General features: G+C 41.0%; 14 protein-coding genes, 2 tRNA genes, 2 rRNA genes, 1 pseudogene and 1 other annotated feature (1 of these 20 cut by a window edge). Of the genes and pseudogenes, 17 read left to right on the top strand and 2 right to left on the bottom strand.

The window, feature by feature from the left end:
* The 15 genes and pseudogenes from HORE_RS10950 to HORE_RS10880 form a co-directional block, all read left to right on the top strand.
* Positions 1-601, top strand: a 23S ribosomal RNA gene (locus HORE_RS10950) (it extends 2,368 nt beyond the left edge of the window).
* A gap of 144 nt (positions 602-745) precedes the next feature.
* Positions 746-862, top strand: a 5S ribosomal RNA gene (rrf, locus tag HORE_RS10945).
* 38 nt (positions 863-900) lie between these two features.
* Positions 901-976 (top strand) — tRNA-Asn (locus tag HORE_RS10940).
* Positions 977-1,344: 368 nt separating this feature from the next.
* Positions 1,345-2,343 carry a peptidylprolyl isomerase gene (locus HORE_RS13315; RefSeq protein WP_015923828.1) on the top strand — a complete coding sequence of 333 codons (999 nt, stop codon included), beginning with the start codon at positions 1,345-1,347 and terminating at the stop codon, positions 2,341-2,343.
* A 240-nt stretch (positions 2,344-2,583) separates the two neighbouring features.
* Positions 2,584-3,704: pseudogene (ald, locus tag HORE_RS10930) on the top strand (alanine dehydrogenase).
* Between the two features lie 200 nt (positions 3,705-3,904).
* Positions 3,905-4,906, top strand: coding sequence for a 2,4-diaminopentanoate dehydrogenase (ord, locus tag HORE_RS10925; protein ID WP_015923826.1), 1,002 nt, complete (start codon positions 3,905-3,907; stop codon positions 4,904-4,906).
* A gap of 30 nt (positions 4,907-4,936) precedes the next feature.
* A complete protein-coding gene (gene ortA, locus HORE_RS10920) occupies positions 4,937-5,248 on the top strand; it encodes a 2-amino-4-oxopentanoate thiolase subunit OrtA (RefSeq protein WP_015923825.1) in 312 nt (103 codons plus the stop codon).
* Positions 5,245-6,651: a 2-amino-4-oxopentanoate thiolase subunit OrtB gene (gene ortB, locus HORE_RS10915; protein WP_015923824.1), complete on the top strand. Its 1,407-nt coding sequence runs from the start codon at positions 5,245-5,247 to the stop codon at positions 6,649-6,651. Before ortA ends, ortB begins: the two co-directional genes overlap by 4 nt.
* A gap of 12 nt (positions 6,652-6,663) precedes the next feature.
* Positions 6,664-8,007 (top strand): GlmL-related ornithine degradation protein, encoded by a 1,344-nt coding sequence (locus HORE_RS10910; protein WP_015923823.1) that lies wholly within the window; start codon positions 6,664-6,666, stop codon positions 8,005-8,007.
* Between the two features lie 43 nt (positions 8,008-8,050).
* A complete protein-coding gene (locus tag HORE_RS10905) occupies positions 8,051-8,428 on the top strand; it encodes an ornithine aminomutase subunit alpha (RefSeq protein WP_015923822.1) in 378 nt (125 codons plus the stop codon).
* Complete coding sequence (gene oraE, locus HORE_RS10900; RefSeq protein WP_015923821.1) at positions 8,425-10,617, top strand: D-ornithine 4,5-aminomutase subunit OraE; 2,193 nt, start codon at positions 8,425-8,427, stop codon at positions 10,615-10,617. Before HORE_RS10905 ends, oraE begins: the two co-directional genes overlap by 4 nt.
* Before the next feature lie 55 nt (positions 10,618-10,672).
* Positions 10,673-10,944: a binding site (T-box leader), on the top strand.
* A gap of 43 nt (positions 10,945-10,987) precedes the next feature.
* Positions 10,988-12,256 (top strand): serine--tRNA ligase, encoded by a 1,269-nt coding sequence (gene serS, locus HORE_RS10895; protein ID WP_015923820.1) that lies wholly within the window; start codon positions 10,988-10,990, stop codon positions 12,254-12,256.
* 221 nt (positions 12,257-12,477) lie between these two features.
* Positions 12,478-14,823 carry a hydratase gene (locus HORE_RS10890; protein ID WP_015923819.1) on the top strand — a complete coding sequence of 782 codons (2,346 nt, stop codon included), beginning with the start codon at positions 12,478-12,480 and terminating at the stop codon, positions 14,821-14,823.
* Between the two features lie 171 nt (positions 14,824-14,994).
* Positions 14,995-15,083: transfer RNA gene (locus tag HORE_RS10885), tRNA-Ser, on the top strand.
* A 400-nt stretch (positions 15,084-15,483) separates the two neighbouring features.
* Positions 15,484-15,918, top strand: coding sequence for a DUF1893 domain-containing protein (locus HORE_RS10880; RefSeq protein WP_015923818.1), 435 nt, complete (start codon positions 15,484-15,486; stop codon positions 15,916-15,918).
* Between the two features lie 96 nt (positions 15,919-16,014).
* On the opposite strand, the gene lpdA is transcribed toward HORE_RS10880, so the two are convergent.
* Entirely contained in the window at positions 16,015-17,703 is a 1,689-nt protein-coding gene (gene lpdA, locus HORE_RS10875) for a dihydrolipoyl dehydrogenase (RefSeq protein WP_015923817.1), read from the bottom strand.
* 372 nt (positions 17,704-18,075) lie between these two features.
* On the opposite strand from lpdA, the gene HORE_RS10870 reads away from it, so the two are divergent.
* Both HORE_RS10870 and HORE_RS10865 read left to right on the top strand, forming a co-directional pair.
* Positions 18,076-18,828, top strand: a complete 753-nt coding sequence (locus HORE_RS10870; protein ID WP_015923816.1) for a DUF169 domain-containing protein — start codon at positions 18,076-18,078, stop codon at positions 18,826-18,828.
* A 346-nt stretch (positions 18,829-19,174) separates the two neighbouring features.
* Positions 19,175-20,023, top strand: coding sequence for a damage-control phosphatase ARMT1 family protein (locus HORE_RS10865; protein WP_015923815.1), 849 nt, complete (start codon positions 19,175-19,177; stop codon positions 20,021-20,023).
* Positions 20,024-20,192: 169 nt separating this feature from the next.
* On the opposite strand, the gene HORE_RS10860 is transcribed toward HORE_RS10865, so the two are convergent.
* Entirely contained in the window at positions 20,193-21,542 is a 1,350-nt protein-coding gene (locus HORE_RS10860; protein WP_015923814.1) for an FAD-dependent oxidoreductase, read from the bottom strand.
* Positions 21,543-21,814: the final 272 nt, after the last annotated feature.

The raw sequence follows: 21,814 nt of genomic DNA, 5'->3' as shown, positions 1-21,814 counted from the left end.
GTGCGGATGGAAATCGCACGAAGAGTGTAAAGGCAGAAGGGAGCTTGACTGCGAGACATACAGGTCGAGCAGGGACGAAAGTCGGGCTTAGTGATCCGGCGGTGGAGCATGGAATCGCCGTCGCTCAACGGATAAAAGTTACCCCGGGGATAACAGGCTTATCTCCCCCAAGAGTTCACATCGACGGGGAGGTTTGGCACCTCGATGTCGGCTCGTCGCATCCTGGAGCTGAAGCAGGTTCCAAGGGTTGGGCTGTTCGCCCATTAAAGCGGTACGCGAGCTGGGTTCAGAACGTCGTGAGACAGTTCGGTCCCTATCCGTCGCAGGCGCAGGATACTTGAGGGGAGCCATCCCTAGTACGAGAGGACCGGGATGGACACACCGCTGGTGAACCAGTTGTTCCGCCAGGGGCATAGCTGGGTAGCCATGTGTGGAGTGGATAAACGCTGAAAGCATCTAAGCGTGAAGCCACCCTCAAGATAAGGTATCCCACTCTTTAAGGAGGTAAGACCCCTGAGAGATGATCAGGTAGATAGGCCGGAGGTGGAAGCGGAGTAATTCGTTAAGCTGACCGGTACTAATAGGTCGAGGGCTTAATCTCATCTCATCATTGTATGCTGTTTTGAAGGTGTGAAAGTGGTTAATATTGAGAGGCCAAAAAGTTAAAAAAGCTGAAATAAAGTGTTGACAAGGCGAAAAAATCTGTTATAATAGAATATGCGAATGAGAGATAAGCAAAAAGTTTTCCGGTGGCAATAGCGGAGGGGCAACACCTGTTCCCATTCCGAACACAGAAGTTAAGTCCTCCAGCGCCTATGGTACTGCGGGGGTAACCCCGTGGGAGAGTAGGTCGCTGCCGGATATTTAATATTAAAATTTAATAGATTTAATAAGTGGCGTTCCCCGATAGCTCAGTTGGTAGAGCAGATGGCTGTTAACCATCGAGTCGCAGGTTCGAGTCCTGCTCGGGGAGCCATTTTTTTATGCCCGATTTTATTTATTATTCCAAAAATTATTATTCTAAAAATTCCGGAGATTAATTTATATCAGGATCTATATTTTTAAAAAGCAATGATTAATTTAAGAACCAATGATTAAAATAAATTATTATACCTTTTATATCAAAAGCTTTTATATTAAAATTTGTGCCTATTCAATTATTAATTTTATGGACATTGCTAATCTATGGCATTTTCAGTAGAGTTATAATTGTAAATTTAAGTCCAGTTTGTTCTTTATTCAAAAAATTTTGGTAGGCAGGCAGGTATTTCAGTAATGATATAGAATTATAAAAGAGAGCTAATTAAAGACTAAAAGTTAAGTTAAAGGAGAGTTGATAAGTTTATGAGGTTTAGGAGAAGTGTTTTTTTATTTCTGGCTTTAGTATTAGTTATATCTTTTTCAGTGCTGGCAGAGGATAAAGTAGAAAAGACAGACAATATTGCAGCAGTAGTTGATGGTAAGGAAATTACGATTTCTGAAGTTGATGAATATGCCCGGACCCGGGATGTTATTATGCAATTATATCAGGCTAATGGTGAGTTTACTCAGTTGATTTTATCTACAGAGGCTGGTAATGAGTTAATTAATGAGTACCGTAAACTTAAACTGGATGAATTGATTACCAGGGAACTTTTAATAAAGGAAGCCAAAAATCAGGGGATCAATGTTTCCAAAGAGGAAATGGATAAGATATTTAATGAGCAGATAGAAATGGTTAAACAGAAGAATAATATTAACGAAGAGCAGTTACTTCAGGCTTTAAATCAGCAGGGAATTGAATCCCTTGATCAATATAAAAACCTCTTTTTTGAACAAAATGGTGACCTCCTTTTAATTAATAAGTTACGGGAAAAGGTTATGGAAGATGTTAGTGTAGAGGAATCTGCTGTCAGAGAATATTACGATAATAACAAGGAAAACTTTAAACATGGAACCCAGATTAAGGCCAGACATATTTTAGTTGAAACTGAAAAAGAAGCCCGGGAGATATTAAATGAGCTGGAAAATGGGGCTGATTTTGGGGAAATGGCCAAAGAGTATTCTACTGGTCCTTCCAGTAAAAATGGAGGGGATTTAGGTTATTTTGGCAAGGGGCGTATGGTCCCGGAATTTGAAGAGGCTGCTTTTGCCCTCAAGGTTGGGCAGATAAGTGACCCGGTCAAAACCCAGTACGGCTACCATATTATAAAAGTAGAAGATAAAGTTGAAGAGGGAATTACTCCTTTTGATGAGGTAAAAGATAAGATTAAAAATAACCTCCTTCAACAAAAACAACAGACAGCCTGGAATAACTTCCTGAAGGAATTAAGGGATAAAGCTGAAATTGAAATTAAATTATAGGTCTGGCATGAGTGCAATAAAATTAATCCCCACCCACTTTTTGGGTTGGGGATTAATTTTTTTTTCTCTTAAAACAGGCAGTTGCATATTTACTTTTAAAATATAAAGTTGCATAAATTGTTATTTTAAAATTTTAAATATTCAGGAAGGAAATAAAATTAACGATCTAGAACTATATATTGTATGGGGGGTATTGGGTCACCCTCAGCATTTAAAAATAGTAAAAGGGGGAAAAGGCCTATGATAGTAGGAGTACTAAAGAAATTAAAAATAATGAGAACAGAGTAGCGATTACTGCCGCCGGAGTTCAGGCTTTAACAAAAGCAGGTCATCAGGTGATTATAGAGCAGGGAGCAGGCCTGGGTAGTGGGATTAAAGATAGTGAGTATGAAGAGGCCGGAGCAGAAATAGGGGAAACTGCCCAGCAGGTCTTCGAAGAAGCAGAAATGATTATGAAAGTTAAAGAACCCCTTCCCGAAGAATATAATTATTTAAAACCCGACCAGATCCTGTTTACTTATCTTCATTTAGCTGCTGAAGAACGCTTAACAAAGGCTCTTATGGAAAAAAGGGTAGTAGGTATTGCCTATGAGACTATTCAGCTTAATGATGGCTCCTTACCTTTATTAACCCCCATGAGTGAAGTGGCAGGTAGGCTGGCTACCCAGGTGGGAGCTCATTTCCTGGAAAAGGCCCATGGTGGAAAGGGATTATTACTGGGTGGAGTACCCGGGGTTAATCCCGGTAAGGTTGTTATTATAGGAGGAGGAACGGTTGGAATTAATGCTGCCAAGATGGCCGTTGGATTGGGAGCTGATGTTACTATTCTGGACATCAGTGCTCCCCAGCTGAGATATGTTGATGATATTTTCAGGGGACGGGTAAAAACAGTTATGTCCAATGCATATAATATAGAAAGGGAAATTAAAGATGCCGACCTGGTAGTTGGTGGTGTCCTCATTCCCGGAGCTAAAGCTCCGCATCTGGTGACAGAAGAGATGATAAAACAGATGAAGAAGGGGTCTGTTATCGTAGATGTGGCTATTGACCAGGGGGGATGTGTGGAGACAACTTATCCAACGACCCATGATGACCCGGTCTTTGAAAAACATGGCGTTATTCACTACTCTGTTGCCAATATGCCAGGGGCAGTGCCAATGACTTCAACATATGCCCTGACCAATGTAACCCTTCCCTATGCCCTGGAACTGGCCAACAAAGGATATAAAAAGGCCCTCAAAGAAAACCGGGCCCTGGCTTTAGGTTTAAATGTCTATGATGGTAAGATTATTTATAAAGCGGTTGCCGATGCTTTCTCCCTGGATCATTATCCATTAGACAGGGTATTAAAGGGCTTTTAGAACAGATTAAAGACTGGTATTAACAAAGGGGTCTTCCGGGCCCCTTTAAAAATGTATAATATTATACATTTGTGTATAAATATAAGCAATTTAATATTTACCCCTGCCGGTTTTTAACAGCGGGATAACATAATTAATGTAGTGTTTTAAAAAACAAATTAAGACAAACAAATAACAAATAAAAAATAAGGAGGGTGCCTATGGGATTTAAAATTGTAGTCTGGGGACTGGGGGCTATGGGTTCGGGGATGGCCAGGTTAATAACAGAGAAAAGAGGTTTAGAACTGGTAGGTGGAATTGACAGGGACCAGAACAAAAAAGGTAAAGATTTAGGTAAAATTCTGGGAGGAGAGTCCCTGGGAATCAAGGTGGAAAATGATTTTAACTATACTTTTAAAGATGCAGACCTGGTTATCATTGCTACTACTTCCTTTACCCGGGAAGTATTCCCCCAGATTGAAAGGGCAGTCAATAATGGTTTAAATGTAATTACGATAGCTGAAGAGATGGCCTATCCTGAAGCCCAGGAAGCAGAGCTTGCAGATAAGATAGATAAACTAGCCAGGGAAAATGGAGTTACTGTCCTGGGAACAGGTGTTAACCCCGGGTTTGTTCTAGATACCCTGGTGGTTACCCTGTCTGCTGTAAGCTGTAAAATTAATAAGATTAAGGCTACCCGTGTTAATGACCTGTCTCCTTTTGGACCTACTGTTATGAAGACCCAGGGAGTAGGAACTACTCCTGAGGAGTTCAAGGAAGGGGTAGAAAAAGGGGAAATAACCGGTCATATCGGTTTTCCGGAATCTATCAGAATGATAGCAGATACTATTGGGTGGGATCTGGATGAGATTAAGGAAAAACGGGAACCTATTATCTCAAATACCCACCGGGAAACACCTTATATTAAGGTAGAGCCGGGAATGGTTGCCGGGTGTAATCATATCGCCTGGGGTTTAAAAGATGGTAAGAAAATTATTGAGCTTGAACACCCCCAGCAGATTTGTCCGGAGAAAGAAGGGGTGGAAACAGGTGACTATATTGAAATCAGCGGGGATCCTGACCTTAAATTGAGAATAAAACCGGAAATACCGGGGGGTAAGGGGACACAGGCTGTTGCTGTCAACATGATTCCTGCTGTAATTGAAGCCCGACCTGGTCTGGTATCCATGATGGATTTACCGGTCCCCAGGTATATTAAATAGTTTAAAAATAATTTTACTGGAGGGAGACATATGGAAAAGGTTAAAGCCGGAAGCTGGGTTCAGGTGAAAAAAATAGTCCTTGAACCAGAGGAAAGGAAGGCGAAACTCCCCGAAGATACTAAAAAGGTTCCCCTGGAATTACGGGTTAAAGGTTTTTTAATGGAAGATGCTAGAGTAGGGGAAGAGGTTACCGTTAAAACCTATATAGGAAGGGAAATACAGGGAATACTGGAAGACCCGGACCCGTCTTATGAACATAAATTTGGCCGCCCTGTTCCTGAACTAATTCCTGTCGGCAGGGAACTCAGGGAAATACTTAAAAAAAGGGGGCTAAATAAATGACAGCCACTGATTATAATTCAGTTATGGCCAGGAAAAATGATATAATGAAAAAGGCGGTGGGGATTGACTATAGCCGTTTCTCCAGGGGAAGGCTGGTTTTTGACTATGAACGGATGATGGAAGAGGTTGGTTATAGCCTGGAGGAAATAAAAAGGATTCAGGCTGAAGTGGGAGTTGGGAATACTCCTCTTCTTGAACTAAAAAATATCACTGAGCTGGCCCGAAAACTGGCTCCCCAGGGAAAGGGTGCCAGGATATTTTTGAAGGATGAGGCCTCCAACCCTTCCGGTAGTTATAAAGCCAGGAGGGCGTCAGTCTCTGTTTATCATGCCCAGAAGCATGGTTACAGGGGGGTTGCTGCAGCCACCAGTGGTAACTACGGGGCAGCTGTAGCTTCCCAGGCAGCCATGAGGGGGCTGGACTGTATCATCGTCCAGGAGACCTTTGACAGCCGCGGGGTAGGCCAGCCAGAAATACTGGAAAAGGGTAGGAAATGTGAGGCCTATGGGGCTGAAGTTATACAACTTTCAGTGGGCCCGGAACTTTTCTATATGTTTTTAAAGGTATTAGAAGAAACGGGTTATTTTAATGCCTCTTTATATACTCCCTTCGGTATTGCCGGAGTGGAGCCACTGGGTTTTGAAATTGTTACCCAGCTTAAAGAAAGGATTAACCGGGTCCCGGATGCAGTTGTCTGTACCCATGCCGGCGGAGGCAATTTAACGGGTACGGCCAGAGGCCTCAAAAAAGCAGGTTGTGACGAGACTGAAGTTATTGCAGCCAGTGTTGACCTCTATGGGCTTCATATGGCCAGTGATACTGATTTTAATCTAAAATCTTTTACCACCGGGCATACCGGGTTTGGTATACCCTTTGCAACCTGGCCGGATCGAGCCGATGTACCCCGGAATGCAGCCAGGGCCCTGCGTTATATGGACCGGTATCTAACTGTAAAACAGGGTGAGGTTTTCTATATAACCGAGGCCCTGGCCCAGCTTGAAGGTATCGAGAGAGGGCCGGCCGGGAACACTTCTCTGGCAGCTGCTTTTGCCCTGGCCCAGGAGATGGATGAAGACCAGGTAATAGTGGTTCAGGAGACTGAATACACCGGGGCCGGGAAACACCCCTATGCCCAGTTAAACTTTGCCCGGGAAAATGGTATTGAAGTTAAGAGGGGTAATCCCGATAAAGAAAAGGGCGGGGAATCAGTAATTATCCCTGAAGATCCGACCCAGATAAAGGTTCGTCCCCTGGATCTAAAGAAAATCAAGAAGTCTTATTTGAAGAATGTTATAAAAAGTATTGGTACTACAGAATTAACAGAAGAAGAAATTAAGTTTCTATCTGAAGAGATTAATGAAAGCCAGTCAGTAGTGAAAAGGATGCTGGATGAGATAGAATAAGGGGGTTCAGGTATGGATCTGGATCTATTAATAGCCGAAATAGGGAGCACAACGACCGTAGTTAACGGGTTTACCGGGATAAAAAAGGGCACTCCCCGCTTAAAAGGACAGGGTCTGGCTCCGACTACAGTACTCGAGGGAGATGTTACGGTAGGTTTGAATAATGCTATTGAAAACCTGAAGGAAGTCCTGGGAGCAGATGACCTGACCTGGTCTGAGTTTATGGCTACCAGCAGTGCTGCCGGGGGGTTGAAGATGACTGTTCACGGACTGGTTAAAGATATGACTGTTAAAGCTGCCCGGGAGGCAGCCCTCGGGGCCGGTGCTGTTATCAAAATGGTTACAGCCGGTAAACTCCGGGAATCTAAATTAAATAAGATAAAAGAGATCAACCCCAACATTATCCTGCTGGCCGGTGGGGTTGACTATGGGGAAGAAGAGGTTATTCTCCACAATGCCAGGCTTCTGGCTCAAATGAAATTAAATGTTCCTATAATTTATGCCGGGAATAAAGCCATTCAGGACGAAGTCAGGGATATCTTTGACAATAGCCAGCAGGATATTCTTATAACTGATAATGTTTATCCAGAAATTGATACCCTGAATATCGAACCAACCCGGAGACTGATTCAACAGGTCTTTGCCCGTCATATTATTAAAGCTCCGGGTATGGAAAAGATAAAACCGATGTTAAGTTCTGAAATGATGCCAACTCCGGGGGCTGTTATGAAGTCTGCCCGGTTGTTACGGGAGGATATCGGTAATCTGGTGGTTATTGATATCGGAGGGGCCACTACTGATGTTCATTCGGTGACAGAAGATACCCCCGGGGTTAAACAGGTTTTAATTAACCCTGAACCGGTAGCCAAAAGAACAGTGGAAGGGGATCTGGGGGTTTTTATTAATGCCCCCCATGTTTTTAAATTAATAGAAGAAACCCGGAAGAATGGGTATGAATATAAAGAAGTTAAAGCTATACCAGGTAATGAAAAAGAGAGGGGCTTTGTCCGACTTCTGGCAGAAACAGCAGCCCTGACTGCAATAAAAAGGCATGCCGGCCGGCTCAGGGATTTTTTTGGACCCCAGGGCAGGCAAACGGTGGCTGAAGGTAAGGATTTAAGTGGTGTTAGATGGGTTATCGGAACCGGTGGCGCTTTAACCAGGCTTGGCCGGGGTGATGAAGTATTAACCAGAGTTATTGAATACCGGGGTTCGAGACTTTTTCCTCCTGAAGATGCTAAAATTCTTATTGACAGGAATTATATTATGGCTGCTATGGGCATATTGAGTGAAAAATACCCCGATAAAGCCCTGAGATTATTAAAAGAAAGCCTGGGGTTGGATATTGAGGATTAATAAAATATCAGGATGGGATTTAAGTCAGGGAAGGAGGAAAATTATGGGGATTAAAAGAGAAGATGATTTTGAGCAGAGGAGAAAACACCTTAAGGAGCTTTCTGATAAAGAATTAAATGAAAGGTTCTGGCAATTAACTGAAAAGATTGTTGATCCCTTGCTGGAACTGGCCAGGACCCATACTTCCGAATCTATTGAAAGATCTGTCCTGTTGAGAATGGGTTTTAATAGTCTTGAGGCCAAGGCCATAGTCAACAAGGTTGTGGAAGCAGGCCTGCTGGGAAAAGGAGCGGGCCATGTTGTTTTAAAACTGTCACAGAAAGAGGGTATTCCGGTAAAGGAAGCCGGGGTTTCAATTAGCCAGGGTAAGAGGTCGGTAGAAGAATTACGAGGTCTTTTTGAGGGGGGTGACCGGACGTGAAAAAGCTGAAGCCTACTGAAAAACTTGACATCGAGGAAATATTAAAAGATCTTGAAAATTATCGGCCTCGCCGTAAGGGCTGGACCTGGCGTAAGAAAGTAGAAAATCATAAGATCGGAGATTTTGTCTATAAGGATACCAGCGAAAATTTAAAAAACAGTGTTCCCCTTCCAGCAGCCAAAAACTTTGGTGGGATTGACCCCCAACCTGAGCAGGTAATTACCACCGAGATAGCTTCTGGCCGGTTTGAGGATGATATCAGGAGAATGAGGATGGCAGCCTGGCATGGAGCTGACCATATCATGGTTATCAGGACTGCTGGACAGAGTCATTTTGATGGACTTATTGAAGGTACTCCTGAAGGGGTTGGGGGTATCCCCATAACCAGGAAACAGATCAGGGCTACCAGAAAGGCTCTGGACTTAATTGAGGATGAAGTGGGCCGACCTATTAATTTTCATTCCTATGTCAGCGGTGTGGCCGGTCCTGAGATTGCGGTTCTCTTTGCAGAGGAGGGTGTTAATGGTGCTCATCAGGATCCGCAATATAATGTTCTGTACCGTGATGTCAATATGCTTCGCTCTTTTGTCGATGCAGCTGAGGCTAAAAGAATTATGGCCGGAGCCGGTCTGCTCCAGATAGATGGGGCCCATAATGCCAATGCTACGGCCCGGGAAGCCTGGAAGGTTATGCCCGAATTATTTGTACAGCATGCTATAAATTCATTATTTTCTTTGAAAATAGGTATTCCTAAAGACAGGATAGCCCTGTCAACAGTGCCACCGACTGCGTCACCATCACCCGATATCTGGATAAATCTTCCCTATGCTGTGGCCCTCAGGGATTTATTTGAAGGTTTTCGTTTCAGGGCCCAGCAGAATACTAAATACATGGAGTCATCTTTAAGAGAGGCTACTGTAACCCATACTTTAAACCTGTTGATAACAAAACTGACTTCAGCTGATATTCAGAGCACTATTACTCCGGATGAAGGAAGGAATGTACCCTGGCATTACAACAATATTCAGGCTGTGGATACAGCAAAACAGGCCTTTGCCGGCATGGATGGTCTGAAAGAGGTTGTAGAGGTTAAGGAGGAGGGTTACCTTAAAGTTAAAGCCAGGGAGTTGAAGGAGCGAGCTGTATTATTCCTGGAAGAAATCCTTAAAGTTGGAGGATACTTTAAAGCTGTAGAGTCAGGTTTTTTCGTTGATTCTGGAAGGTATCCAGAAAGAAATGGTGATGGTATTGCCCGGGAAATAGATGGCGGGGTAGCAGCAGGAACAATTGTCCCCAGGGATGATGATTACCTGGCTCCGGTATGTGACCACTTCGGGGAGAATAATATACCAGAAGAACTGGAAAAACCATGTGACCTGATAGGTGGCTGTACCCTTCATAATCCAGATAAAATTGACTTTATAGATGAACTTGATGATGAGGACAATGTCCATAAACGGCTTGAAAAAAATAAAAAATACCGTAAAGGTAACCTTTTAAAACCGGAAGTGGAATGGTTGGCAGATGGCTGGGTTAATATTACTATCTTCCTGCCCATTAACCAGGATGTTGCAGAAGTAGCCGCCCTGGAAATAGCCAGAAAAATGGGCCTGAAAAATCCTGAAGTGATACATAAGGAGGTTATGCACCCGGCTGAGGGTACCCTCCTTGAGGTAAAAGGGCAGGTGGATTTTGATATTGAGGTTGATAAACTGAGAATTCCTGAAAAGCAAAAACCCCTCCCCGATGATGAAATAAGGGAGTTTATTGACGAAAACCCCATGAGGGTTGTAGCGGCAACGGTAGGTAAAGATGAACACTCAGTAGGGTTAAGGGAGATTATTGATATTAAACATGGTGGTATCGAAAAATATGGGTTTAAAGTTACCTACCTGGGGACTTCGGTTCCTGTAAGTAAAGTGGTCGATGCTGCCATTGAGACCAATGCTGATGCTATCTTGATCAGTACTATAATTACCCACAACGATATTCACCGTATTAATATGAGAAAACTAAATGATTTATGTATAGAGAAGGGAATAAGGGATAAAGTAATATTAGTAGCCGGTGGGACCCAGGTCAGTAATGATATTGCTGTAGAAGCCGGAATGGATGCTGGCTTTGGTCGGGGGACTTCAGGTGATGAGGTTGCCAGTTTTCTGGTTAAAAAGAAAAGAGGAGACATTTAAAAAAACATTTGAATTTAAATAAAATATATATTATAATAGTAAAAAAATAAATTCTGGTAATACGATGACTGGGAATAGTAGGTATTCTTTCTGTTATAGAGAGCTAATGGTTGGTGGAAATTAGCCAGAAAGGGTTCAGAATCCCCCCAGGAGTGGTCTGGTGAACCTGTATGTGGTCGAGGAAAGTGGCCCTGAGTCCAGAGTAGCTAGACCCGGGTTAAGCCCGTTATAGCCCCAGAGTGGTTAAACTAAAACCTGTGTGTTTATACAAGATTAGTTTAGCCATCAGGGTGGCACCGCGGAAATAATTAAACTTCCGTCCCTGTTCAGGGATGGAAGTTTTTTTGATTTAAAAAAGGAGGGTGGTAAAATGTTAGATATGAAGTTCATCAGGGAAAATCTTGAAACCGTGGCTGATATGCTTAAAAGAAGAGGGACTGAAGCCCCCCTCGATGAATTTAAGGAACTGGATGAGAAAAGGAGGGAAATTATTCAGGAAGTAGAACAGTTAAAACACAAACGGAATGTTGTTTCCAGTAAAATTGGGGAGTTAAAAAGGGCCGGTGAAGATGCCAGTGATATTATTGCAGAGATGAAAGAGGTTTCGGCCACTATTAAGAAATATGATGAGGAATTAAGAGGGATAGAAGAGAGATTACAGCAGGTTGTTTTATCTATACCAAATATGCCCCATGACAGCGTTCCTGTGGGAGAAGATGAAGATGATAATGTAGAGGTTCGGCGCTGGGGTGAACCCCGCAAGTTTGATTTTGAGTTTAAACCCCACTGGGACCTTGGAGAAGCACTGGATATTCTCGACTTTGAAAGGGGTAGCAAGGTATCTGGAGCCAGGTTTACCTTCCTTAAGGGAGCCGGTGCCCGTCTGGAAAGAAGCCTGATTAGTTTTATGATTGACCACCATACCCAAAATGGTTATACGGAGATATTTCCACCTTTTATGGTAAACAGTGATAGCTGTATCGGAACCGGACAGTTACCAAAATTTGCCGGCGATATGTTTAAGGTTGAGGGAACCGATTATTACCTTATTCCAACAGCAGAAGTGCCTGTAACCAATCTTTACCGGGATGAAATATTGAATGCTGAAGACCTTCCAGTATATCATGTTGCTTACAGTGCCTGTTTCAGAGCAGAAGCCGGAGCCCATGGACGGGATACAAGGGGAATTATCAGACAGCATCAGTTTAATAAGGTAGAACTGGTTAAATTTGTTCATCCTGATAAATCTTTTGAGGAATTAGAAAAGCTGACCCGTAATGCTGAGGAAATATTACAGATGCTAGAGCTTCCCTACCGGGTAGTTACTCTCTGCACCGGTGATTTAACCTTCTCCTCGGCCAAAACCTATGATATTGAGGTCTGGATGCCGGCCTATGATACCTATCGGGAGATTTCTTCCTGCAGTAACTTTAAAGACTTTCAGGCCAGGCGGGCTGGAATCAGATTCAGGCCTGAGCCAGGGGCTAAAGCCGAGTATGTCCACACTCTGAATGGTTCGGGGCTTGCTATTGGCAGAACGGTGGCTGCCATTATGGAAAATTACCAGAATGAAGACGGGAGTATTACTGTACCTGAAGTGTTAAGACCCTATATGGGTATGGATGTAATTAAACCTTAACTTTAAACCTTAAAGTCAGTTAATATTATTACAGGCAGGAAATGAATATATTTTGACTTTAAACCAGCTCTGTTATAGAGTAGAAATTGTGAGATAAGAATGTAATTAAACCTTTACTTCAAACCCTACCCGGGGGAGTGGGGTTTGAAGATGTTTTTGTACAGGTATAAAAAAATAAAATATAAAAAAATAAAGAAGTGAGTATGAAGGAGGTAGTTATTTTGATTAAACTTAAAAAAAAGGGTGCTTATTTAATTAAAGGAAGGATTATCAGGGATAGTCTTAAGGATTTAAAATCCATTAATAAGGAACTGGAAAAAGCAAATCAATCTCCTTTATCTGATACTAATTTAGATGGTCTAAATCCTGAGGTGGCCCGGAATAATACGATGGCTTATCAAATCCTGATAGATCATGATACCGGAAGTGGTGATGAAACCCTTAATATTAAATTTGATGCTATGGCTTCACATGATATCACCTATGTCGGTATTATCCAGACGGCAAAGGCCAGTGGATTAAAGGAATTTCCGCTACCATATGTCCTGACAAACTGTCATAACAGCCTGTGTGCTGTCGGGGGTACTATTAACGAGGATGACCATGTTTTTGGTCTTACGGCAGCTCGAAAATTCGGGGGATACTATGTTCCTGCTCACCTGGCGGTTATTCATCAATATATGCGGGAAATGATGACAGGGTGTGGCAAGATGATTCTGGGGTCTGACAGTCATACCAGGTATGGTGCCCTGGGAACGATGGGAATAGGTGAAGGTGGCCCCGAACTTGTGAAACAGCTCCTGAACAGGACCTATGATATTCCCCGTCCTGAGGTTATCTGTGTCTATTTAACCGGGAAGCCCCGTAAGGGAGTGGGGCCACAGGATGTTGCCCTGGCCATAATCGGGGAGGTTTTTTCATCAGGTTTTGTCAAAAATAAGGTTATGGAATTTGTTGGTCCCGGAATAGAGGAACTCTCCATTGATTACAGAAATGGTATCGATGTCATGACTACTGAAACTTCCTGTTTAAGTTCTATCTGGTCTACAGATGACAGGGTCAGGGAATACTACAAAATTCACGGTAGGGAGAATGAGTATCAGGAGTTGAAGCCCGGTGAAGTCGCTTATTATGATGGTTTTATCATTGTAGATTTAAGTAAGATTGAACCCATGATTGCCCTTCCCTTCCATCCAAGCAATGTTTATAAAATATCTGAATTAAATAATAACCCCCATGATATCCTGAGTAAGGTAGAGAACGATGTTGCTAAACAGCTGACTAATGTCAGTGTTAAAGGGCGGTTAACAGGCAAAATAGTTGACGGCAGGGTCAAAGTAGACCAGGGGGTTGTGGCCGGTTGTTCTGGAGGGACATATGAGAATATTGCGGTTATGGCGAAGATGCTGGAGTCAGGGTCAATCGGCAATGGTCCTTTTTCTCTCAGTGTTTACCCGGCCAGTCAACCAGTTAATATAGAGTTAAACAGGAATGGTTATATAAATAAATTAATGGAAGCCGGTGTAATTACCAGGACTGCATTTTGCGGGCCCTGTTTTGGGGCAGGGGATGTTCCTGCCAACAATGGTTTCAGTATTCGACATACAACTCGTAATTTCCCGAACCGGGAAGGGTCAAAACCAGGTGAAGGTCAGATTGCCTGGGTAGGTTTGATGGATACCCGCTCTATTGCAGCCACTGCTCTAAATGGTGGTATATTAACACCCGCTACGGAAATAGATATTCCTGAGGTTGACCCGGGTTATCATTTTGATAAGGGGATTTATGAAAAACGTGTTTATGCCGGTTACGGCAAGCCAGATCCGCAAAAAGAATTAAAATACGGGCCGAATATAAAGGACTGGCCCCAGATGATTTCATTACCGGACAACTTATTGCTCCAGATAGCATCGGTTATAGATGACCCGGTGACCACGACCGATGAATTAATTCCTTCAGGGGAGACATCTTCATACCGGTCTAACCCCATCAGGCTGGCTGAGTTTACTCTCTACAGAAAGGATCCCGGTTATGTAAACAGGGCCAAAAAGATTCAGGGAATTGAAAAACTGAGATTAAGGGCTCTGGAAGACGGGAATCTTGATATGGATGAACTTAAAAACCTCTATAACCTGGTTAACCCTGAGATTAATTACCGGGACTGGGTTAAAAAGACGTCATTCGGCAGTGTTATTTATGCCAATAAACCCGGTGATGGTTCAGCCCGGGAACAGGCTGCTTCCTGTCAGAAGGTACTGGGTGGCTGGGCCAATATAGCCCTGGAGTATGCCACCAAGCGTTATCGCAGTAATGTTATTAACTGGGGAATGGTGCCCTTTACCATTGATGCTGACGAAAAGGATAAGATAAAGAAAGAGGCCTATCTCTACTTGCCCCAGATCCGCCAGAAGCTCGCAGATGGTAATGAATCAATAACTGGGTATATTATAGATGGTGCTCACAGGGTTGATATTAAATTAAAAATAAAGAACCTCAGCCCGGATCAGCGGCAGGTTATCCTGGATGGGTGTTTGATTAATTACTACCGCAAAAGCAGGACAGAGTAAGGTAAAAAAGAGAAGAATAGATTAAGGTTATTAAAGAAGAGAAAAATTATAATATACTTTTAAATATTCGGTATCCCTCTGATATTTTCCGGTATGTGGCCGGTTTCACAGTAAAAAAACTGGCTCTTGACAAACCCGATTATATATAGTAAAATTTATATCGGATTAAGTGGAGGGATGTCCGAATTGGCAAGGGGCCGGACTTGAAATCCGGTGAAGCCCGTAAGGGTGTGTGGGTTCGAGTCCCACTCCCTCCGCCATTGATTATATTGGTTATTATGGATATTAACCAGATAATAAAACCCCTATCAAATGCTGATGGGGGTTTTTTATTTTATAATTGCTTTAAAGAGCCCTCATTGAAGCCTTTTTTGGTGTTAATTTAACGATGGGTGAGGTCAGATAAACTAACATACTTTTAAAAACTGGTTTAATTATATTTGTTATATCTTTATATACAGGTTTTTTTATGATTTAATATAAAGGGAGCTTTCAGTATAGTATGGACTTTTATGATTGATTTTTTGCTAAATATATATTTTTTATGAAAAATAGCTTATAAAGTGCTGAGAAGCAAATAAAATATAAATTTTTATAATATAAATTTTTATTATGAAAGGCTTATATAACGCAGATTTCCTGGGGAAGGAGAAGACGAAAATGAATAATGACCTGAATATAGCCAGAAAAATTCTGGAAAGAGAAGAGAGGACATTAGTAATAGTTAAAGAAGGTAAGGTTTTATTTGTCAGTGATGATAATGGAATAAAACCCATATATATGGCAGTAACTGATCTGGCCCACGAGCTTGAAGATGCCAGTCTGGCCGACAGGGTCATTGGGCGAGCGGCGGCTTTACTCTGTGTAGCTTACGGAATTAAAGAAATATATGCCAGGTTAATATCAAAAGAGGCCATCAGGTTATTAGAACAAAACGGAGTAAGCTATAATTACCGGGAGAGAACACCTTTTATTAAAAACCGGGAAGGGACGGGTATGTGTCCTGTTGAAAGAATGTCACTCGATGTAGATGATGGGAAACACCTTGTAAAAAGAATTGAAGAGTTCTTAAAAAAGAACGGGCTCCTTCGATAACGGAGCCCGTTCTTTAATGGTTTTCCTGGCATAATTAGCATCTCTGGGTGGGAGTTCTGAATGGGGATTAAAAACTTAAATTGTTTGCATTTCAACTTATTGAAAAGTATGGAGTGGTTTTTCATAAGCAGACAGAGCCGCTTCATGGATTACCTCTGCTGTTGTTGGATGAGCATGAATGGTTTCGGCTATGTCTTCAGCTCTGAGGCCATTTTTAACAGCCAGGGTAACTTCAGCAATCAAATCAGTGGAATGTGGTCCTATCATGGAACAACCGATAACCTTATCTGTGTCTTTTTCAGTAAGTATTTTTATAAAACCTTTGTTTTCACCAAGGGTTAGGACTTTACCATTGGCTTTAAAGGGAAATACCCCAACATTATATTCAATGCCTGCTTCTGTAGCTGTTTTTTCATTATACCCTACTGTGGCAATCTCGGGGTCGGTAAAGACAGCGCCGGGAATAGCCCCATAATCCATCTTGCATTCTTCTCCCATTATGTTTTTAACAGCCACTATACCCTGGTGGGAGGCAGCATGGGCCAGTAAAATTTTACTGGTGACATCACCGATGGCATATATATTGGGAATACTGGTTTGCATCTTATCATTAACCTTTATACCCCGACCCTTTTCATTAAGTTCCAGTCCCAGTTCTTCAACTCCGATTCCTTCAAAGAAGGGTTTTCTACCAACAGCCATTAAGACTTTATCTCCAGTAACAAATTTATTTTTATCATTCTGTGTAAACGAGACAATATATTTACCATCTTCAGTTTCGTTAATTTTTTCTACCCTTGATCCGGTGAATATTTTAATATTTCTATTTTCAGCTATTGATGTAATTTCACTACAGATGTCAGAATCATTGCTGGCCAGGATATCATCAAGGTATTCGACAACAGTAACGTCAACTCCAAAACTGTTAAAGATAAAAGCAAATTCCATTCCAATGACACCACCACCGACTATGACCATTTTTTCAGGTAGTTCTTCCAGCTCAAGGGCTTCAGCACTGTTAATAACTCCCGGTAAATCTGCTCCTTCAATGGGGAGATGGGCCGGTACTGAACCGGTAGCAATTATTATATTACTGGTGTTAATGACTACATCACCATTATCTTTTTTAACATAGACTGTTTCGGGGTCTTTAATCTGACCACTTCCCTGGATGACTTTAACACCATTTTTCCTCATGAGAAATTCAATACCCTTGACAAGGCGGGAAACAATTTTATCCTTTCTTTTAATAACCTTTTTCATATTAAGGGAGATATTTTCGGCATGGCAGCCAAAATCATCTGCTTCTTTCAGGTAGTTATATATTTCAGCAGACCGGACCAGGGCTTTAGTAGGTATACAGCCACGATTGAGACAGGTACCTCCCAGTTTATCCTTTTCTACCAGGACTACCTTAGCTCCCATCTGGGCTGCTTTAATGGCAGCTACATAACCACCGGGGCCTGCCCCGATAATAGTAATGTCAGCTTCCATAGCATTGCCTGCTTTTTCAGGATTGGTATCTTCCTGTTTTTGATTAGCCTCACCTTCTGTTTCTTCTATGGTAGCCAGAAGGTCACCCTTTTTAACTACATCTCCTTCTTTTACAGCAATTTTAGTAATTTTTCCCTCATAGTTAGATTCAACAGGGATGGCGGCTTTATTGGCCTCTACTTCAAAAAGGAGATCGCCTTTGTTTATTTTTTCACCTTCTTCTACATTAACCCTGGTAACTTTAGCTTCACTGGCATTATTTAATAAACCATCCAATGTTAATTCTACCATTGTTAGTTCCTCCTTATTAGTTTAGTATTACACATTAAAATTATATTAATTTAAATATTGTAATTTTGTTGACATTTTTATAATATTGATAATCAGAGTTAGTTTTTTAATTTTAAATATTATCATATGTAAAGATACAACTAAACATTATAATAACAGTAATAGATAAAAAATACAAGAGGACAAATGGGGTTTAAATGTAGCTAATTGTATAAATAGTAGAGTTATTTTAAAATTTTTAAACTATTCAGCGATAGATGCCCCGGTAAAGCTTGTGAAAAAAATTGCAATTTATGAGCATATGCTATATAATAATTGTGAACATGTGTTACAAATTAACAACTATTAAAAACTAATTGAGGGGGAAAAATAATGCAAAAAGAATTAGCCCAGAAACTTCAAAAGATTTTGAAATTGGATACCAGTCCGGTAGCAATCAAGCTTTACAGGAATCGGGATGACTTACCTCTTAAACCTCTACAACGCAAATTGAATATATGTCAGCTAGTTTATATGGCCCGTGCCATGGGTAAAGCCAACAGTGGTACTCCTGATAAAATGGTCTGTTCCTTTGGTGCTGCCTGTGCAGGATTAATTAAAACCCCGGATGTTTTTAAAACCGGAGAAGCTGCTGTAGGTATATACTGTAAAGACAATGAGGCCGGTAAGAACTTTTTTGCCAATACCTTTAAACTTGGGGATAAAGGTAAAGAATATGATGCTATGTATGTTGAACCTCTGGAAAAGGGGACTGTAGAACCTGATGTTGTAGTTGTTCATGGTAATTCCGGTCAGATTGTAAGATTAATTCATGCCAATGCCTATGATTCTGGAGAGAAGGTTTCAGCTGACTCAGTTGCCGAAGGCGCATTATGTTCTTCAATTGGTTATGTTTTAGAACATAATAAACCCAGGGTTGATTTCCCCTGTGCTGGAGAAAGGGTTTTCGGGGGAGCTCAAAACCATGAAATAGTCTTTGTTACTCCTTATAATAGGTTAGAGAAATTAGTTGAAAACCTTGAACATACTGCCAGAGGTGGATTCTCTGTTTATCCTGCTCCTATTTATATGGACTGGAGTCCAACTATGCCGTCAACTTATACAATTAAAGAAGAAGACCTGTAAATATATTCTGATAATATAATGGATATTTAATAAAATATTATATATTTTAAGTAACGGGCCTGCCCTGGAGCAGGCCCGTTTTTGTTAACAAAATCACATTTTTTACAGGACATATGGATTTATTAGATCCTGAAGAAAAACATTGTTGACATATGACCGTAATATTCATATAATTATATCAGTTGAGAATACCAGTGATAGTATTTTACATTTAAATTCATGGTCTTTTTTATTGATTTTTTCTGAACAAAACATATAAATTAATGTTTTTTATTATGAATGCGTTTAAATATGTCTATGTATTATTATAAAAAACCTTAAGCTTAAATTGAGAAAGGAGATATAAATGAAGTTAAAATTAGAGTGTTTACCATGTATCTTACGCCAGACCATTGAAGCCAGCCGTATGATAACAGATAATGAAGCTTTTATAAAAGAAATAGTCGATGAATATGCCAGGATGATTCCTGAGATAAATTCTGAGGATATAGCCCCGGTAATAGTAAGCCGGATGCAGCATATTATTAAAAGCAAACTTAACGTAAATGACCCGTACCGAAAATTTAAAGATACAAATATGAGACATGCCCTCAGGATATACCCTGAAGTTAAAAAAATTATTGAAAGTTATGAGGACCCCCTCCTTGGGTCTTTAATTATGTCAGCTACCGGTAATTCAATAGACGCCGGGGTCAGCCTTGATGTTGATATAGATTATATTGTTAAAAATGCTGTTGAAAACGGATTTGCCTACAGTAATTATAATATTTTTAAAGAAAAGCTTAAAAGTGGTAGTACTGTTCTTATTGTAGCCGACAATGCCGGAGAAGCCGTATTCGATATGTTATTGATCGAAGAATTAATGAATTTTGAGGTGGATATCGTATATGCAGTTAGAGATATTCCGGTATTAAATGATGTTACCGTGGCAGAGGCACGGGAAATAGGGATTCCTCAAAAAGCTAGACTTATTTCCAGTGGCTGTGATACTCCTGGATGTGTACTTGCCAGGGCCAGTCAGGAGTTTGTTAATCTGTTTTTTTCGGCTGATATAGTTATCAGTAAAGGCCAGGGTAATCTGGAGGGATTATCAGATGAAAAAAGGCCTATATTCTTTTTACTAAAAGCCAAGTGCAACATAGTTGCCAGTATGCTCGGGGTTAATGTGGGTGACCTTTTATTTAAAGTAATGTAATTCAGGATAATGGTTGATTTTTCTGATCGCAAAATATAAAGTTTATAAGAATTTGCCTGGTTTTATATCAGAGGACGTAAATACCCTGCTGGTACCATGGTTACCGGCAGGGTTTTTAATAACTGATTTAATTGTGTTTATATTAACCTTTCTTATAATAGGCCTGATATTACTTGAATTTCTTCTGGGAAACCATTCCCAGTCTGGCTACGGCATCTTTCGGGGTAGAATAGGGTGGGGCATAGGCCAGGTCAAGCTGGAAAAGGTCATGTGTTGTCAGTTTGCTGTAAATGGCTGTACTTAAAACATCTATCCTTTTATCAGCGCCATTTTTCCCGATAACTTCAGCCCCGATAATTCGTTTTGTTTTTTTATCGAAAACTCCTTTTATATGGAGTTTATCAAGGCCGGGATAATATCCGGCGTGGTTTACAGCTTTGATTTTAACACCTATGGGGTCAAAACCGGCTTCACTGGCTTCTTTTTCAGAAAGTCCCGTTCTGGCCACAGTTAAATCAAAGACTTTTGTTATCGCAGTCTTCAGGACACCATCATGTCTGTTATTTCCACCGGCTGCATTTTCACCGGCTACCCGTCCCTGTTTATTGGCTGTAGAACCCAGGGGAGCCCAGATAGATTTACCGCTTACAAGGTCGGTACTCTCGGCACAATCTCCAGCAGCATAGATGTCAGATAAAGAGGTTTGCATTTTGTTATTAACGGCAATGGCTCCCGTTGGTCCAATTTTAATACCGGCTTTACGGGCCAGCTCAACATTGGGTCTAATACCAACTGAAACCAGAACCAGGTCGGTCTTAATCTCCTGTCCGGATTCGGTAATTACCTTTTCAACAGAATTGTCCCCTGTAAACTTAACTACTCCGTCTTTGAGTAATAAATCTACTCCATTTTCTTTCAGGTGGGCACCCACAATTTGGGCCATTTCCGGACTGAACTGAGGAAGAACCTGTGGTAATTTTTCAATTACTGTCACTTTAAGGCCCAGTTTACTGAAAGATTCAGCCATCTCCAGTCCAATCAGGCCTGCTCCGATGATACTGACCCTTTCAGGTTTATTTTTATTTAAAATATTTTTTATCATATCGGCATGGTTAATAGTTCTTAAGGTGAGAATGTTATTTAATTTTATCCCTGGTATGGGAGGTATTACGGGACTGGCCCCGGTAGTAATTATAAGTTTATCATACCGGTATTCACCATCCCTGTTATTTTTTAAGTTCCTGTATCTTATTAATTTTTTATCAGGAATAATTTCATCAACTCTATGACCGGTCCGGACTTCAACTTTATATTTTTTGGTAAAAGCCTCTGGTGTGTTGATAACTACCTTCTGCCTGCTGTCTGTAACCCCGGAAATATAATAAGGAAGTCCACATCCGGCATAGGATATATTCTCATCCTTTTCAAATAGTATAATTTCTGCCTCAGGGTTTTCGCGATGGGCTTTAGCAGCAGCACTGGTACCGGCAGCAACCCCGCCAATGATAGCTATTTTCATTATAACCTCACCCTTTTTTTAATATTTTTGGAAAATCAACCAGATTAAAAAACTTTTATATTTAATATCATTATATCAATATATATAGAAACAATTAGTAATCAACTTTACATTTTTATTATATATTACAATGCAGGCTAATAATCAGGTGTGAATTTCTTTACATTTATCGATAAATTTTTTGAAAAAAATACATTATTCATATATAATTTAAGTAATGTTTCAGGAGAAAGGAGGGTATTAATAACTACTTTGGATTAAATAACTGTTTA

This window comes from Halothermothrix orenii H 168 (assembly GCF_000020485.1).
Lineage (GTDB): Bacteria > Bacillota > Halanaerobiia > Halanaerobiales > Halothermotrichaceae > Halothermothrix > Halothermothrix orenii.
This window is presented reverse-complemented; position numbering and strand designations above follow the sequence as displayed.

Coding starts and splice junctions, on each gene's coding strand:
- HORE_RS13315 (WP_015923828.1), top strand. CDS start 1,345: ATGAGGTTTAGGAGAAGTGTTTTTTTATTTCTGGCTTTAGTATTAGTT.
- ord (WP_015923826.1), top strand. CDS start 3,905: ATGGGATTTAAAATTGTAGTCTGGGGACTGGGGGCTATGGGTTCGGGG.
- ortA (WP_015923825.1), top strand. CDS start 4,937: ATGGAAAAGGTTAAAGCCGGAAGCTGGGTTCAGGTGAAAAAAATAGTC.
- ortB (WP_015923824.1), top strand. CDS start 5,245: ATGACAGCCACTGATTATAATTCAGTTATGGCCAGGAAAAATGATATA.
- HORE_RS10910 (WP_015923823.1), top strand. CDS start 6,664: ATGGATCTGGATCTATTAATAGCCGAAATAGGGAGCACAACGACCGTA.
- HORE_RS10905 (WP_015923822.1), top strand. CDS start 8,051: ATGGGGATTAAAAGAGAAGATGATTTTGAGCAGAGGAGAAAACACCTT.
- serS (WP_015923820.1), top strand. CDS start 10,988: ATGTTAGATATGAAGTTCATCAGGGAAAATCTTGAAACCGTGGCTGAT.
- HORE_RS10880 (WP_015923818.1), top strand. CDS start 15,484: ATGAATAATGACCTGAATATAGCCAGAAAAATTCTGGAAAGAGAAGAG.
- lpdA (WP_015923817.1), bottom strand. CDS start 17,703: ATGGTAGAATTAACATTGGATGGTTTATTAAATAATGCCAGTGAAGCT.
- HORE_RS10870 (WP_015923816.1), top strand. CDS start 18,076: ATGCAAAAAGAATTAGCCCAGAAACTTCAAAAGATTTTGAAATTGGAT.
- HORE_RS10865 (WP_015923815.1), top strand. CDS start 19,175: ATGAAGTTAAAATTAGAGTGTTTACCATGTATCTTACGCCAGACCATT.
- HORE_RS10860 (WP_015923814.1), bottom strand. CDS start 21,542: ATGAAAATAGCTATCATTGGCGGGGTTGCTGCCGGTACCAGTGCTGCT.